General features: G+C 70.5%; 13 protein-coding genes and 4 pseudogenes. 10 read left to right on the plus strand and 7 right to left on the minus strand.

Going from position 1 to position 15,562, the window contains the following annotated elements; translation table 11 throughout:
• Positions 1-3: 3 nt before the first annotated feature.
• Both Pflav_RS40770 and Pflav_RS40775 read right to left on the minus strand, forming a co-directional pair.
• Positions 4-225, minus strand: coding sequence for a TetR-like C-terminal domain-containing protein (locus Pflav_RS40770; protein ID WP_173041841.1), 222 nt, complete (start codon positions 223-225; stop codon positions 4-6).
• Positions 219-710, minus strand: a complete 492-nt coding sequence (locus tag Pflav_RS40775) for a TetR/AcrR family transcriptional regulator (protein ID WP_173041842.1) — start codon at positions 708-710, stop codon at positions 219-221. Before Pflav_RS40775 ends, Pflav_RS40770 begins: the two co-directional genes overlap by 7 nt.
• 106 nt (positions 711-816) lie before the next feature.
• Here Pflav_RS40775 and Pflav_RS46890 point away from each other — a divergent pair, with 106 nt between their 5' ends.
• The 8 genes and pseudogenes from Pflav_RS46890 (at position 817) to Pflav_RS40805 (ending at position 7,448) form a co-directional block, all read left to right on the plus strand.
• Complete coding sequence (locus tag Pflav_RS46890; RefSeq protein WP_232072493.1) at positions 817-1,275, plus strand: hypothetical protein; 459 nt, start codon at positions 817-819, stop codon at positions 1,273-1,275.
• A pseudogene (locus Pflav_RS46895) lies at positions 1,194-1,850 on the plus strand (MMPL family transporter); the annotation flags it as partial. The gene Pflav_RS46890 and the pseudogene Pflav_RS46895, both read left to right, overlap by 82 nt.
• Before the next feature lie 395 nt (positions 1,851-2,245).
• The gene (locus Pflav_RS46900; protein WP_232072495.1) at positions 2,246-2,887 is read left to right on the plus strand and encodes an MMPL family transporter; all 642 of its coding nucleotides are present in this window, start codon (positions 2,246-2,248) and stop codon (positions 2,885-2,887) included.
• 360 nt (positions 2,888-3,247) lie between these two features.
• On the plus strand, positions 3,248-3,601 hold the full coding sequence (locus Pflav_RS40785; RefSeq protein WP_173041843.1) for a YcxB family protein: 354 nt from the start codon (positions 3,248-3,250) through the stop codon (positions 3,599-3,601).
• A gap of 33 nt (positions 3,602-3,634) precedes the next feature.
• Positions 3,635-4,813, plus strand: a pseudogene (gene dxr, locus Pflav_RS40790) (1-deoxy-D-xylulose-5-phosphate reductoisomerase).
• Entirely contained in the window at positions 4,810-6,090 is a 1,281-nt protein-coding gene (locus Pflav_RS40795) for a M50 family metallopeptidase (RefSeq protein ID WP_173041844.1), read from the plus strand. The pseudogene dxr and the gene Pflav_RS40795 overlap by 4 nt, the downstream one beginning before the upstream one ends.
• Positions 6,091-6,100: 10 nt before the next feature.
• Positions 6,101-7,272 (plus strand): annotated as a pseudogene (ispG, locus tag Pflav_RS40800) (flavodoxin-dependent (E)-4-hydroxy-3-methylbut-2-enyl-diphosphate synthase).
• 23 nt (positions 7,273-7,295) lie between these two features.
• The gene (locus tag Pflav_RS40805; protein ID WP_173041845.1) at positions 7,296-7,448 is read left to right on the plus strand and encodes a hypothetical protein; all 153 of its coding nucleotides are present in this window, start codon (positions 7,296-7,298) and stop codon (positions 7,446-7,448) included.
• A gap of 45 nt (positions 7,449-7,493) precedes the next feature.
• Here Pflav_RS40805 and Pflav_RS40810 read toward each other — a convergent pair whose 3' ends face one another.
• The 3 genes and pseudogenes from Pflav_RS40810 to Pflav_RS49205 all read right to left on the minus strand — a co-directional run bounded on the left by Pflav_RS40810 (position 7,494) and on the right by Pflav_RS49205 (position 11,553).
• Positions 7,494-8,057: a PadR family transcriptional regulator gene (locus tag Pflav_RS40810; RefSeq protein ID WP_173041846.1), complete on the minus strand. Its 564-nt coding sequence runs from the start codon at positions 8,055-8,057 to the stop codon at positions 7,494-7,496.
• Positions 8,058-8,399: 342 nt separating this feature from the next.
• Entirely contained in the window at positions 8,400-9,896 is a 1,497-nt protein-coding gene (locus Pflav_RS40815) for a glycoside hydrolase family 53 protein (protein WP_173041847.1), read from the minus strand.
• Positions 9,896-11,553, minus strand: a pseudogene (locus Pflav_RS49205) (glycoside hydrolase family 53 protein). The gene Pflav_RS40815 and the pseudogene Pflav_RS49205 overlap by 1 nt, the downstream one beginning before the upstream one ends.
• 14 nt (positions 11,554-11,567) lie before the next feature.
• On the opposite strand from Pflav_RS49205, the gene Pflav_RS40825 reads away from it, so the two are divergent.
• Both Pflav_RS40825 and Pflav_RS40830 read left to right on the plus strand, forming a co-directional pair.
• Positions 11,568-12,407, plus strand: a complete 840-nt coding sequence (locus Pflav_RS40825; protein ID WP_173041848.1) for a GNAT family N-acetyltransferase — start codon at positions 11,568-11,570, stop codon at positions 12,405-12,407.
• Positions 12,408-12,527: 120 nt separating this feature from the next.
• On the plus strand, positions 12,528-13,055 hold the full coding sequence (locus Pflav_RS40830) for a hypothetical protein (protein WP_232072497.1): 528 nt from the start codon (positions 12,528-12,530) through the stop codon (positions 13,053-13,055).
• Positions 13,056-13,127: 72 nt separating this feature from the next.
• Here Pflav_RS40830 and Pflav_RS40835 read toward each other — a convergent pair whose 3' ends face one another.
• A complete protein-coding gene (locus Pflav_RS40835) occupies positions 13,128-13,556 on the minus strand; it encodes a hypothetical protein (protein WP_173041849.1) in 429 nt (142 codons plus the stop codon).
• A gap of 486 nt (positions 13,557-14,042) precedes the next feature.
• On the minus strand, positions 14,043-15,503 hold the full coding sequence (locus Pflav_RS40840) for an MFS transporter (RefSeq protein ID WP_173041850.1): 1,461 nt from the start codon (positions 15,501-15,503) through the stop codon (positions 14,043-14,045).
• Positions 15,504-15,562: the final 59 nt, after the last annotated feature.

A 15,562-nucleotide genomic window follows, 5' to 3' on the forward strand; every position in this document is an offset into this window, starting at 1 on the left:
AGGTTAGTCCGGCGACACGCCGACTTGGCTCAGGAATTGGACGATCTCGGCCTCGAAGAGCGCCTCCGGCTTGGTCAGCGCCCACCGCACCTGGCCGAAGACCTCCATCGCGACCATGCCGTAGAGCCGCGCCCACCCGGACAGGTACGTATACGCGACCTCGATCGGCAGGTCACCGTGGGTCTCGCGCAGCGGGCCGAGATGGGGGCCGAGGTGCTTCAGCATGTACTCGTGCGGGGCGTGGGCCACGGCTTGCGCTGCCACAAGGCGAGGAACACGTCCAGGTACGGCTGTCCGAAGCGGGCGCCCGGGTCGTCCGGCAGGCAGTCTGTCGTGAAGTCGGCCAGCGTCGGCGTCGGCGGACCGAAGATCAGGCCGAACTCCACCGGATTGGCGACCGCCCACGCCCGGTACGCGCGCGCCATCGCCGCCAGCTGGCGGCCCGGGTCGTCGCCGACTGCCGCGGTGGCCTCCGCGACGGTGGCCGCCACCTCATTCCACAGGTCCTCGGCGAGCGCGGTGACGAGCGCCTCCAGGCTGGGGAAGTAGCGGTAGATGGCCGGCGCGGTCATGCCCATCTCGCGGGCGATCTGGCGCAGCGAGATGGCCTGCGGCCCGCCGGTCACCAGCAGCCGGCGCGCCCCTTCCTTGATCTCCGAGACGGTCGCCGACCGCAGCCGCTCCCGGCGGGTGGGTGAGGAAGTCGTCATACCCGCGAACCCCCTTGACCCACGCGAACGGCGATTGCGATAGTTAACATCGTTCACCTGACTGATCGGCTATTACAGCCTACCGGTCGCGGCGTAGGGGAAGTGGATGTTCTCGTGGTGGGGTGGCGCCGTCGTCCGGCTGAGATGGGCCGTGCTCGCCGCGGCCGCGGTGCTGGTCGTGGTGGGTGCGACCTGGGGCGCCGGGGTGTTCGGCAAGCTGACCGGCGGGGGCTTCGAGGACCCGGCGAGCGAGTCGACCAAGGCCCGCGAGCGGATCATGGCCGAGCTTGGCAACCAGGACGTCGACGTGCTCGTCCTGTACTCCAGCGAGACGGCCACAGTGGACCAGCCGGCTTTCCGCGACCCGGTCACCACGACGCTCACCCGGCTCCGCGAGCTGCCCGAGGTGGCGAGCGTGACCAGCTGGTACGAGTTGCAGGGGCAGGCCTCGTCTCCACCGACCGCCACGCGACGTACGCGGTGGTGCAACTGCGGGCGGTCGAGCCAGACGACAAGACGAAGGCGTACGAGCGGCTGGCGCCGGCCCTCGACGCGCCGGGCCTGACCACCGAGGCGGGCGGCACGGTGCCGTTCCTCTACGAAGCCAACCACCAGACCGAGCGGGACCTGGTCCGCGCCGAGACGCTCTCGCTGCCCGTGCTCCTCGTGCTGCTCGTCGTGATCTTCGGCGGGCTGGTGGCAGCCGGCCTGCCGTTGCTGGTCGGCGGGCTGGCGATCCTCGGCGCGTTCGTGGCGGTACGCCTGCTCACGCTCGCCACCGACATCTCGGTCTTCGCGGTCAACGTGATCACGCTGATCGGCCTCGGCATGGCGATCGACTACGCGCTCTTCATCGTCAGCCGCTTCCGGGAGGAGTTGGCCGCCGGGCACGAGACCCCGGCCGCGATCCAGCGGACCATGACCACCGCCGGCCGTACCGTGATGGTCTCCGGCCTCACGATCGCGCTCGCGCTGGCCAGCCTCCTGATCTACCCGCAGGTCTTTCTCCGCTCGATCGGCTTCGGCGGCATGGCGGCGGTGCTCGTGGCGATGCTCGGCGCGCTGACCGTGCTGCCCGCGCTGCTCGCCGTGGTCGGCCCACGGGTGAACGCGCTGCGCATCCCCACGCCTTGGCGGCGGCGCGAGCACGTGGAGGGTTCCGGCTGGGCCCGGCTCGCCCGCAGCGTGATGCGCCGCCCCTGGCTGTACGCGGTCGGCGTGGTCGCGATCCTCGCCGTCTTCGCCGCGCCGGCGGCACGGATGCAGTTCGGCGGCTTCGACGAGCGGGTGCTGCCGGCCGGTACCGAGCCACGGGTGGTCGCCGCCCGGCTGGCGGCCGAGTTTCCGGGGAGCACGGTGGGGCCGATCGAGGTCCTCGTCTCCGGCGTGCCGCTGGCCGAGGCGCAACGGTTCGCCCAGGAGGTCGGGCGGGTGCCGGGCGTGACCGGGGTGCAGCTGACCGCCAGTCGAGGGACGCGACGCTGCTGTCCGCGGCGTACACCGGCGAGCCCACTGGCGACGCGGCCCAGGAGGCGGTGCGTACGATCCGCGACCTGCCCGGGCCGGACGGCGCCGAGGTGCTGGTCACCGGGCGTACCGCCGCCGACATCGACCTGGTCTCCAGCCTCGCCTCCCGGCTGCCGTGGATGGCCCTGCTCATCGCCGTGGCCACGCTGGTGCTGCTCTTCTTCGCGTTCGGCTCGGTGGTGCTGCCGATCAAGGCCGTACTGATGAACCTCGTCTCGATCGGCGCCTCGTTCGGCGTCGTGGTCTGGGTCTTCCAGGACGGCCACCTGTCCGACCTGCTGGGCTTCACGCCGACCGGCTTCATCGAGCCGAGCAACCCGATCCTCATGCTGGCCGTCCTCTTCGGACTCGCCACGGACTACGAGGTGTTTCTGCTCTCTCGGGTACGCGAGGAGTGGGACCGCACCGGCGACAACACCGCGTCGGTCGCGCACGGGCTGGCCCGTACCGGCCGCATCATCACGGCCGCGGCGCTACTGCTCGTCATCGTGGTCGCCGGCTTCGCGACCGGCGGCATCATGTTCATCAAGCTGATCGGCATCGGCATGATCGTCGCCATCGTCGTCGACGCGACGCTGGTCCGCGCCCTCCTGGTACCGGCGACGATGCGGCTGCTGGGCCGCTGGAACTGGTGGGCCCCGGCCCACTAGGCCGCGTCTACCGCCGTTACGGCCTCCACGAGACCAAACCCTCCGACCCCACACGCGAGCCAGAGCCCGCCGCTACGACCTAAGACGAGTGAGGTCGGGGGCCAGCGGGACAGTGGGGCGGCGGGCGGGCTGCTAGCGTCCCGCCGTGCAGATCGCGTTCACCGCGCCCCGCGACAGGGAGTACGCGCGCCGGCTGGTCCGCCGGTCGGACCGGCGCCAGCTGTTCTGGTCAGGCTACGTCGCGGCCGCGTTCGTCGTCTTCGGTGCCGGGAGTGTCATCACCAGCGACGGGGGCGCGCTGGGGAGTGGGATGGGGTCGGTGGCCGTAGGCGCCTGCCTTGCTGTGGGCTCTTGCGGGGCGTGTCGCGGAGCGTCAACCGGCTGCCCGAGGAGTGGTTCGAGCCGCGGACCTACGACATCACCGACGACCGGGTGGCCTGGCAGTCCGTGCATGCCGGCAGCAGCATCTCGTGGGGCCTGATCGAGCGCGTCGAGGAGACGCGGTTCGCGTTCCTGCTGTGGCAGAAGGGCGGTCTGCCCGCCTGGGACCTGCCCCTCGAGGCGATGACCGAGGCGCAGCGGGAGGAGCTTCGGGAGTTCGTGCGGCGCCGCTCCGCCCCGCCGCCTGCCTCACAGCCGGCCCCGCAGGGGGACAAACCGGCCACTCAACCGGGGACCGGCAGCCTCCGCCCGCCAGCGCCTGGCGAGCGTTGAGAGAATAGGCCGGTGAGTCCTCCCCGCGAGATCGTGCTCCTCGGCTCGACCGGGTCGATCGGCACGCAGGCGATCGACATTGTGCGGCGCAACCCTGACCGGTTTCGGGTGGTGGCCGTCGGCGCGGGCGGCGGAAACGTGGAGCAGCTCGCCACCCAGGCGCTGGAGTTGGGCGTCGAGGCGGTGGGCGTGGCCAAGGCGTCCACCGCCCAGGACCTTCAGCTGGCGTTCTACGCCGAGGCGTCCCGCCGGGGGTATGCGACCGGCGAGTTCCGTATCCCCAAGATCCTGGCCGGGCCGGCCGCGATGACCGAGCTGGCCGAGTGGCCGTGCGACGTCGTGCTCAACGGCGTGGTCGGCTCCCTCGGGCTCGCGCCGACGCTGGCCGCGCTCCACGCCGGGCGTACCCTCGCGCTCGCCAACAAGGAGTCACTCGTGGCCGGCGGCCCCTCGTCAAGGCCGCGGTGACGCGGCCGGGGCAGATCGTGCCGGTCGACTCCGAGCATTCGGCGCTGGCCCAGTGCCTGCGCGGCGGGTCGGCGGACGAGGTGCGGCGGCTCGTGCTGACCGCGAGTGGCGGGCCGTTCCGGGGCGGCGGCGCGAGGAGCTGACCGACGTCACGCCGGCGCAGGCGCTCGCCCACCCGACATGGGCCATGGGGCCGGTCGTAACGATCAACTCGGCCACGCTTGTGAACAAGGGGCTCGAGGTTATCGAGACGCATGAGCTTTTCGGGATCGGGTACGACGCGATCGAGGTCATGGTCCACCCGCAGTCCGTGATCCACTCGATGGTGGAGTTCGCCGACGGGTCGACGATCGCCCAGGCCAGCCCGCCCGACATGCGGCTGCCGATCGCGCTGGCGCTGGGCTGGCCCGACCGGGTGCCCGACGCGGCGCCCGGGTCGACTGGACGAAGGCGCACACGTGGGAGCTCGCGCCGCTGGACGACGCGGCTTTCCCAGCGGTGCGCCTGGCCAAGGAGGCGGGCTCGTCCGGATGCTGCCTCCCGGCCGTCTACAACGCGGCCAATGAGGAGTGTGTGGCCGCGTTCGTGGCCGGCCGCCTGCCGTTCCTGGGGATGGTCGAAACGCTCGAGCGGGTCTTGGACGAAGCTCCGGACTTCGACGAACCAGGTACCGTCGAGGACGTGCTTGCGGCGGAGACCTGGGCGCGATCACACGCCCAGCGGATCATCGGTGAAGGAGCTTGATGGAGATCTTCGGGATCCTCCTGTTCGCGCTGGGTATCTTCATCTCCGTCGCTCTCCACGAAGCCGGACATATGGGTACGGCGCGGATGTTCGGGATGAAGGTCACTCGATTCTTTGTGGGCTTCGGGCCGACGCTCTTCTCGTTCCGGCGCAAAGAGACCGAGTACGGGCTGAAGGCGATCCCCGCCGGCGCGTTCGTGAAGATCGTCGGGATGACGCCGCAGGACGACGACGTCGCGCCCGAGGACCAGCCGCGCGCGATGTGGCGCTTCCCGGTGTGGAAGCGCACGGTCGTGATGAGCGCCGGGTCGATCACGCACTTCGCGCTCGGCATCCTGATCCTGTGGGGGCTCTTCTCGTTCGTCCCGCTCAACGACGAGACAAAGCTCCAGAGCCAGCCGGTCACGATCGCGAGCGTCTCGCCCTGCGTCGAGCAGCAGTGGAGCGTCGACCCGGCCACCCAGCGTGAGCGCCTCTGTGAGAAGGGCGTCGACCCGGACAGCGCCGCGGTCACGCTCGGCCTCCAGCCCGGCGACACCATCACCGCGCTCAACGGGCAGCAGATCAGCGGCTGGGACGCGCTGACCACCAAGATCCGCGCCTCCGGTGGCCAGCAGGTCAGCATCACGTACGACCGGAATGGCACCAGCGAAACCAAGTCGATCGTGCTCCCGGTCGCCGAGCGGGTCAAGCAGCAGGTGATCCGCGACAACCCGGACCGTGCGGCCGAGGACATCACCCCCGCCGACCTGGAAAACGTCGGCATGCTGGGCATCACGCCGGTGATCCCGCGCACCGCGGCCGGACCGATCGACGGCGTTGGCAAGGCCGCCGACCAGACGGGCGTGATGTTCCAGGGCACGTTCAGCGCGCTCAAGCGCTTCCCGGAGAAGGTGCCGGCCCTGTGGTCCGCGCTGACCGGCGAGGAGCGCGACCCGGAGACGCCGATCAGCGTGGTGGGCGCCAGCCGGATCGGTGGCGAGCTGTTCGACCGCGGCGAGTGGCCGACGTTCCTCCTGCTGCTGGCCGCGCTCAACTTCTTCATCGGCATCTTCAACCTGCTGCCGCTGCTCCCGCTGGACGGCGGGCACATCGCGATCGCCTGGTTCGAAAGGGTGCGTTCGTGGCTGTACGCGCGGCTCGGCCGGCCGGACCCGGGCCGGGTCGACTACTTCAAGCTCATGCCGGTCACCTACGTGGTCATTCTGATCTTCGGCGGGTTCACATTGCTGACCGTCGCCGCGGATATCGTCAACCCGATCCAGCTGCCCTTCTGAGGTGAGTTCAATGACGTCCGTATCTCTCGGAATGCCAGCGGTCCCACCGCCGCCGCTCGCGCCGCGTCGCAACTCTCGCCAGATCATGGTCGGCTCCGTGCCGGTCGGTGGCGGTGCGCCGGTGTCGGTGCAGTCGATGACGACCACGCTCACTGCCGATGTCAACGCCACGCTCCAGCAGATCGCTGAGCTGACCGCGTCGGGTTGCCAGATCGTGCGGGTGGCGGTGCCGTCGGCCGACGACGTGGCGGCGCTGCCGGCGATCGCGAAGAAGTCGCAGATCCCGGTGATCGCCGACATCCACTTCCAGCCCAAGTACGTGTTCGCCGCGATCGACGCCGGCTGCGCGGCGGTCCGGGTCAACCCGGGCAACATCAAGGCGTTCGACGACAAGGTGGCCGAGATCGCCCGCGCGGCGGCCGACGCCAAGGTGCCGATCCGGATCGGTGTCAACGCCGGCTCGCTCGACAAGCGGCTGATGACCAAGTACGGCAAGGCCACCGCGGAGGCGCTGGTCGAGTCGGCGCTGTGGGAGTGCTCGCTGTTCGAGGAGCACGGCTTCCGCGACATCAAGATCTCGGTCAAGCACAACGACCCGGTCGTGATGATCCGCGCGTACCGCCAGCTCGCCGAGCAGTGCGACTACCCGCTGCACCTCGGCGTGACCGAGGCCGGCCCGGCGTTCCAGGGCACGGTGAAGTCGGCGGTCGCGTTCGGCGCGCTGCTGGCCGAGGGATCGGCGACACCATCCGCGTGTCGCTGTCCGCGCCGCCGGTCGAGGAGATCAAGGTCGGCAACGCGATCCTGGAGTCGCTCGGCCTGCGCGAGCGCGGCCTGGAGATCGTCTCCTGCCCGTCGTGCGGCCGCGCCCAGGTCGACGTGTACACACTGGCCGACCAGGTCACCGCCGGCTTGGAAGGGCTGCCGGTCCCGCTGCGCGTGGCCGTGATGGGCTGCGTGGTCAACGGTCCGGGCGAGGCCCGCGAGGCAGACCTCGGTGTCGCGTCCGGCAACGGCAAGGGCCAGATCTTCGTCAAGGGCGAGGTCATCAAGACCGTGCCGGAGTCGCAGATCGTGGAGACCCTGATCGAGGAGGCGCTGCGCCTCGCCGACGAGATGGGTGCGGAGCTCCCCGAGGAGCTGCGCGATCTGGTGCCGGGCCCGCGGGTGACGGTGCACTGATCCGGCTCGTCGCGCTCGGTGGGGTGGCTCTCGGCATCACGTACGCCTCGTGGGGCCTCGCGATCGTGTGCGCTCTGCTCTTCCTCATCGCCGCGCTCTGGACTGTCAGCGCGGTGCGAAGCGAGCTGGACGCCCGCCGCTTGGAGCGGCGGGCGCGCCGCAGCCCTAGCTTCTAATGAAGCCGTCCGCGCGGGCTCGAGACCCGCGCGGACGTACCTCGGTCACTCGGACTCGGCCAGGATGGCGTACAGCTTGCGCTTGGTCTCGTTGAGCACGTCGAGCGCGCGCTGGCGCTGCTCCGCGGTGCCGTTGAAGCCGACCTGGCGCAGCGCGTTCATGATCCCGAACGCGGCGTCGCGGAAGTCCTGAGCCTGCGACACGGTGTCGTCGGCGAACTCCTGCCACGGCGGTGCCTCGGCCGCGCTGGCGGCCTCCTCGCGGCCGGCCTCGGTGAGCGCGAACCGCTTGCGGCCCTCGCCGGTTTCGGCGACGATCAGGCCCTCGTCCTCCAGCAGCTGTAGCGTCGGGTAGACCGAGCCAGGGCTGGGGCGCCAGATGCCGCCGGTGCGGCTCTCCAGCTCGCGGATCATCTCGTAGCCGTGCATCGGGCGCTCGGCCAGCAGGGCGAGCACAGCGGCCCGCACGTTCTGCCGGCGACCGCCGCGACCCCTGCCCTGCCGGTGGCCGTGCTCGTGGCCCCAGCCTCCGCCCCAGCCCGCGCCGCCGAATCCGAAGCCGCGCATCCGGGCCTCATGCATGTCTTGGAAACCTCTGCGGAATCCCATCGTTCTCCCCTCGGATAGATCTTCGTTCTGTCGTTGATACGTTGACGATATATCGGTAACCTATCGTCGACAAGGGCAACGGGGGAGGTTGTGACGTGGACGACGAGCTCACCGGTCTGGAGCACCTACTGCTGGTGGCCTGGCGCCAGCGCATGGACTCGGCAGTCGCGCGGACACGTGCCGCCTGCCTTGTCATCGGGCTCGGCCTGGGCGAGGTGGCCCATCGGCCCGTTCGGACGTACGCGCCGGAGGCCCGCCGCCGGCTCGACGAGGCACTGCATCTGATGAGCGAAGAACCCGGCCGGTCCAACGGGGGACCGGCCGGGTCAGGGAGGGTTGGGCTCAGGCGGTGCCGAGCACCGACAGTCCGGGAAGCGCCCGGTCGCTGTAGTCGAAGAGGGCCTGGTTTTCCCAGCCGTTGCCGGACGAGGGGTTGGTCGGGTCCCAGCCGTTGCCGGAGACCGCGGTCCAGGTCGGCTCCCAGTAGAAGACGCCGAGACCGCGGCCGTTCGGCACCGCCTTGACCGCGTTGATCACGGCCCGCAGCGCGTCTGCCTGGCCCTGTGCGGTCGCCGGGTAGCCGCCGGTCTGCTGGAGCGAGGAGTTGAAGATGTTCGGCTCGCTGTCGTCCTGGGCGAGCGTGAAGCCGTATGCGGTCTCGGCGACCACCACCGGCTTGCCGTAGCGGGAGGCGAGGTCGTTGATATTCGTCTGGAGGCTGGCGATCGAGCCGTGCCAGTAGATGTAGTGCGAGACCCCGATGACGTCGAACGGTACGCCGCGGCTCACCGCCTGGTCGAACCACCACCGGTGCTGGCTGTTGTTGCCACCCTCGGCCAGGTGCAGCATCACCTGGGTCGAAGAGTTGACCGCCTTGACCGCGTTGCTGCCGGCGGTCAGCAGCGAGGCGAGGTTGGCCCAGTTGTTCGAGCGGCCGTCCGGCCACAGCATGCCGTCGTTGATCTCGTTTCCGACCTGCACCATGTCCGCCGCCGTGCCCTGCGCCTTGAGCGCGTTCAGCACGTCGTACGTGTGGTCGTAGACCGCCTGCCGCAGCGCGCTGAACGGGAGCGACGCCCATGCGGCCGGCTTGTTCTGCTTGCCCGGGTCCGCCCACGAGTCGGAGTAGTGGAAGTCGACGAGCAGCTTCATGCCCTGCCCCTTGATGCGGCTGGCCATGGTGAGCACGCGCGCCTTGTTGTTGTACCCGTCGGCGGGGTTGACCCACACTTTGAGCCGCCCGTAGTTCGCGCCGCTTCCGCGGAGGATGGCGAGGGCGTCGCGCTGGGTGCCGCCGCCGTCCCGGTACACGCCGCCGCGGTCCTCGCTCTTCTTCAGCGTGGACACGTCGACCCCGCGGATCTGGATGGTGCCACCGGTCGACCCGGCGGCGAAGCTGGCGTCGTCGAAGCTGGCCCAGTTGCCCGCGTTCGCGTCGGAGAAGAGGCTCACCGTGCACTGTCCATTCGAGACGGTGGTGGTCACCGAGATCTGCGTCCAGCCGTCGCTGACGGGTACGGGGGCCCGCTGCTCGGCACCGCCGCAGTTTTTGAGGGCGAGGTATGCGGCGTTCTGCCCGCCACCCGACCGCGTCCAGACCCTGGCCGTGTACGAGCCGTTGCTCAGCCCGGTCAGCGTCTGGGTCGTCTCCCACCGGTAGGCGGCGGAGGCCCAGTGGGTGAGCCGGAGGCCGGAGCGCCCGCCCGACTCGGTGTAACCGTTACCTGTCCAGCCGGTGAGGCCCGACTCGAAGCCGGTGTTGGTCAATGTGGACGCCGCCCAGGCGGGCGCCGCCGGAATCAGCAGCAGAGCGGCCAGGAGCACCACGAGACGGCGCATCAGTATCTCCCGAAGACTCGCAGGGCCGGCAGCGCACGGCCCGAGTAGTCGAAGACCGCCTGGTTTTCCCAGCCGTCGCCGGACGTCGGGTCGGCCGGGTCCCAGCCGGCGCCGTCCACCGCGGTCCAGGTGGGCTCCCAGTACACGACGCCGAGCGTGCCGGGCACGGCGGCCACCACGTTGAACATGTCCCGCAGCGCGTCGGCCTGTCCCTGCGGCGTCGCCGGGTAGCCGCCGGCCTGCGCCAGCGAGGCGTTGAAGATGTTGGCCTCGTGGTCGTTCTCTTCGAGAGTGAAGCCGTACGCCGTCTCCACCACCGCGATCGGCTTGCCGTAGCGGGCGGAGAGGTCGAAGAGGTTGGCCTGGAGCGCGCCGAGCGGCCCGTGCCAGTAGACGTAGTGCGAGACCCCGATAATGTCGAACGGCACGCCGCGCGCCACCGCGTTGTCGAACCACCAGACGTGGCCGCCGTTGTTGCCGCCCTCGGCGAGGTGCAGCACGACCTTTGTGGACGGTGAGGCGGCCTTGACCGCGTTGCTGCCGGCGGTGAGGAGCGCGGCGAGGCCGTCCCAGTTGTCCCAGCGCCCGTCCGGCCACAGTAGACCGCCGTTGATCTCGTTGCCCACCTGCGCCATGTCGGCCGGCGTACCCTGACTGCGCAGTGCGGAGATGACGTCGTACGTGTGGTCGTACAGCGCCTGGCGCAGCCCGTCGAACGGCAGGTCCGCCCAGGCGGCCGGCTTGTTCTGCTTGCCGGGTCGGCCCACGCGTCGGAGTAGTGGAAGTCGATTAGCAGCCGCATGCCCTGTGCCTTGGCCCGCTTGGCCATCGCGAGCACCTGTGCCTTGCTGTTGTAGCCGTCCGCCGGGTCCACCCACACCTTGAGGCGGGCGACGTTCACGCCGTTCTCACGGAGGATCCGGACCGCGTCGCCGCGCTTGCCGCGGTGGTCGCGGTATACGGCGCCGTAGTCCTCGTTCTTGCTGAGGTGGGAGATGTCGGCGCCCTTGACCCGCACCGGGTCGAGCTCGCCGCGCGCGAGTGTGACGTCGTCGATGTGCGCCCAGCCGCTCGCCGAGGCCAGGCGGATCAGGCAGCGGCCGGAGGTCACCCGCGCGTCGACCGCCACCTGCACCCAGAGGTCAGGGCCGGTGCGGGGGACATCCACCCGGCGGTCGGGCCCGCCGCAGTCCAGGCTCACCGCCGCAGCGCCGCCGCCGCGGACCCAGACCCGCAGCGTGTACGCGCCGCGGGCCAGCCCGGACACCCGTTGCGTCACTGATGCGGCGGCGGAGAGGGTGAGTCGGGCGGTGCCCGTGTGCCCGCCGTCCTCAAACGTGGCGGCGCCGGCGGTGGCCCAGCCGGCGAGCCCTTCCTCGAAACCCGCGTTGCGCACGCCGCCTTCCGTGGCTTGTGCTGGAACCATCCCCAGGAACCCGCCGACAAGGGCCGCGGACACCGCGACCGCGACCAGCCGGAACATCCTCATTGCCAGCCTCCTGTGAGCGCTCACAGTTAATTGAAATGGAGTTATGCCCGTAACATCGCCGTCATACTGTGAGCGCTTACAGTGACCACTGTCAAGGTCTGCGGGGCCAGGGAGAAGCGTTGCTGCATTTGCCTCATATCCGGCGGGTTCGCTCCAGGCGGGTTGCATATAGGCTGGCAGATGTGCTGACGGTGCCCGTGCGGCAGCTCGGCGAGACCGAGCGCGGTGCGGTCGAGCGACTTCTCGACCTCGATCCGTTCGGTGCTGCCCAGGTGACGGAGCGGGTCGCCACGCACGGGCTGTCCTGGTGGCGTGCCGACGGCCGGATCTTCGGCTACGGCTCGCGCCGCCACCTTGAGTCACTGTGCTGGTTCGGCGGCCACCTGACGCCCGTGCTGGCCACGCCGGCGGCGGTCTCCGCGTTCGCCGAGCTGATCCTCTCCGAAGATCGCGGCTGCTCCTCGATCGTGGGCAGGGCCGACGCGGTGCTCGGGCTGTGGGAGCGGCTCGGCACGCACTGGGGCCCGGCCCGCGACGTCCGGCCCTACCAGCCGCTGCTCGTCGCTGACGCGCCGCCCGCCCTCACGGCCGACCCCGGCGTGCGGCTGGTCCGCTCCGACGAGATCGAGCTGCTCTTCCCGGCCGCTGTCGCGATGTACACCGAGGAGGTCGGCGTCTCACCGCTGGCCGACGACGGCGGGCGTGGATACCGGCGGAGGGTGGCGGAGTTGGTGCGCGCCCGCCGGGCGTATGCGCGGATCGCGGGTGGCGAAGTGATCTTCAAGGCCGAGCTGGCCGTCGTCACCCGGCACACGGCGCAGGTCCAAGGGGTGTGGGTGGCGCCGGAGTGGCGCGGTCGTGGCCTGGCCGGTCCCGCGATGGCGGCGGTGGTGCGCGACGCGCTGCGGCGGGTGGCACCGACCGTGAGCCTGTACGTCAACGGTCACAACGACCGAGCCCGCCACGTGTACGCCAGGTGTGGGTTCCGCCCGGCGGGCGAGTTCGCGACCGTCCTGTTCTAGCGGCTTACCGCCCAGTATCTGGGAGAATGGTAGGCGTTTTCAGCAAGGAGCCAACACGCTTCGCTCACATTTGCCTACGCTACGTAACTTCCGACTGCGATGCAGGTTACGGCCAGTGGGGTGAGCACCGCGATGGGGCGGATCATGAAGCAGGTCTCCGAGGGGACCGCGAAGTACTACTGGTACCCGGGTGACAAGAAGGAGTGGATCCGCGCGGCTGTGGCAGTCGGCGTCGGGTTGGCCTCGTTCGGCCTGCTGATGTTCTTCACCCGGAACGTCCTCGTGGCGACCGTGGTGGGCACCTCGGTCACCGCCGTGGGTGCCGGCCTCAACTTTGGCCGCCGCGACGCGCGCGCCCTGGCCGGCTTTCCTGACCGAGGCAAGCGCGCCGCGCGGCGGGCGATCGCGGGCCACACGGGCAAGGCGGTGTGGCGGGCGTTCGCGCACGGCCTCGGCGGCGCGGCGGCGGCCGTCTTGATCCTGAACCTCCCGCAGGGCGGCATCATCGCCGACTGGGTGCTGCCGGTGGTGCCGGCGGTCGCGGGGGCGCTCGCCCACCAGGCCGGAATGATGTACGAGCAGCTGAACGCATCCGCCTCGACGCCCGGCCCGGCATCGGCAAAGCCGAAACCCGCACTCACGAAGTAGGGCGGACCGTTCATGTGCCGCGTCACATGAGCGGCGATACCTCGGTATTGCCCACCCGACGCCCTTTCGTGCTTACAGCGGCACCACCTCAACGCCCAGCTCCCTGTAGCGCTCCGGATGGAGTGTCACGATGGGATGCCCTGTCGCGAGGGCTCGCTGCGCGGCGTGCGTGCCGGCCCAATCGAGCAGCGTGTGGGCGGTCCGGGCGGCGTCGAGCCCGGCGTCGCGGACGAACTCGCGCACCGCGACCGCACCCGGCGGCGCAGTCGCGACGAGATCGGCCACGTGCTCGGCGATCGAGCGGCGGGCGGTGGTCGCCTCGGCGAGACAGAGGGCCGGCACGTCAAGCATCGGCCCGCCCTCCGCCGCTCGATGGATCATGCGTGACAGCTCGCGGCGGTAGTGCTCACCGCTCGCGCCACCGAGGCCGGCCACCAGCGCGAGGTCGTCCAGGACGTAGCCCCGGCTCGGCCTGGCGGTGCGCTCGTCGTGCTCGCTCATTGTGGCTCGGCCATGTAGGCGGCCAGTGCCTCCACGGCGACGGTGGACAGGATCTGCCTGGGGTCGCGCTTGTCATCGACACCACGGAGGCCGGTCGCGGCTTCCTGGACCGCGGCGGCGACCGGCTTGGGCGAGGGTAGCGCCCCGTCGTGTCGCGCACCCAGGCCAGCGCGTCGGCCTGCGCCTCAAGAACGTCGACGACCCGGCAGGCCGCCGCGTCGGGCGTGCCGAAGACCCTGTCTATGAACGCGTGTAGCTCCGCAGGGTCCAATCTGGTTTGCATGCCGGCTAGGGTCATGCCGGTCAGGGTAGGGCGTGGGTCTGACGGGTGCAGCCCCGCGAACGCCGATCAAGGGATGGCGTGCCCGAGTTGCCGATGGGGGTGCGTGAACCACGCACCCCTCCTTGTCGACCAGCCGGCGCAGCCCTTTGGCAGTACGCGGGCTGGGACTTCGCTTCATCGGCTCCGCTCCAGCGGCTTGGACTTCATCCTTTCCCGAGCGGGCTTCGCGTACGTCCGCCAGGTGGCGTATTCACGTCGGATGCAATTTGCGCGTTGGCAGAGGGTACGGCGGGCCTCACCGTGGGTACTTCGGTCCCTACCGCGCGCGGACGGGCGACGATCGACAGCACCGCCGCGGCCGCTGTGAAGAGCGCGGCGACCCAGAACGCGCGCGCCATCCCGTCCACATCGACGGTCGACGTGCTCGCCACCGTCACCAGTACGGCCAAGCCGAGCGCGCCGCCGACCTGCTGCATCGCGTTGAGGAGGCTGGCGGCGGCGCCCGAGTCGGCCGGTGCCACGCCGCCGAGGATGGCGGTCGTGAGCGGCGCGAAGAGCAGTCCGGCGCCGAGTCCGAAGAGGAGCACCGGGCCGAGGACGCCAGCGGCGTACCCGGTCTGGGAGCTGATCTGCGCCACCCACACAAGGCCGGCCGTCGTGACGGTGGCGCCGGTCGCGGCCAGCGGGGTCGTACCGAACCGGGGGACCAGCCGCGCGGCCAGCGTCGACGAGGCGAGTACCAGCAGGGTCAGAGGCAGGAACGCGAAGCCGGTGCGGAGCGCGCTGTACCCGTGCACCTGCTGTAGGAAACCGGTCAGGAAGAAGAACATCCCGAACATCGCCGCGGGGAAGACAAGCATCGTCGCGAACCCGGCCGCACGGGTACGGTCGGCAAGAAGCCGGAGCGGCAGGATCGGTTGGCTCGCCCGGGCCTCGCGCACCACAAACCCGGCCAGCAGCAGCGCGGCGGCGCCCAGCGCGCCCAGGGCGAGCGGGTCGTGCCAGCCGTCCGCGGAGGCGCGGATCAGGCCGTACACCAGGCTTGTCATGCCGGCTGTCGAGGTGAGCGCGCCGGCGAGGTCGAAGTGGCCGGGGCGCCGCGGCGTCTCGCGGATGGCCATCGGCGCGGCGAGCACCACGGCGGCGGCCACCGGCACGTTGATGAACAGCACCCACCGCCACGAGGCCCAGTCGCTGAGCAGCCCACCCACGATGAGGCCGACCGCGCCGCCGGCCGCCGCGACCGCCGTGTAGACGCCGATCGCGCGGGTGCGAGGCGGGCCCTCCGCGAAGTTCGCCGGGATGAGCGCGAGCGCACTCGGCGCGGCGAGTGCGGCGCCGACGCCCTGGGCGGTACGCGCGACAAGCAGGATCCACTCCTCGTCGGCCAGCCCGCCGACCAGCGAGGCGAGTCCGAAGAGGGCGATGCCGGCCACGAAGACCCGCCGCTGGCCGAGGATGTCGCCGGCCCGGCCGCCGAGCAGGAGCAGGCCGCCGAAGGCCAGCGTGTACGCATTGACCACCCAGGACAGTCCGGCCGTGGAGAAGCCGAGGTCGGCCTGGATCTTGGGGAGGGCCACGTACACCACCGTGCCGTCCAGGACGACCATCAGTTGGCAGGCCGCGATGATGGCGAGCGCGGCGGAGGCTCGTGGTACGCGCATGAGGAGGTACCCCCGAAGTGAGTTAAGCTGAGGCTGCCTCAGGAAAAGATAATGAGGGT

The organism is Phytohabitans flavus (assembly GCF_011764545.1).
In the GTDB taxonomy this organism is placed as follows: domain Bacteria; phylum Actinomycetota; class Actinomycetes; order Mycobacteriales; family Micromonosporaceae; genus Phytohabitans; species Phytohabitans flavus.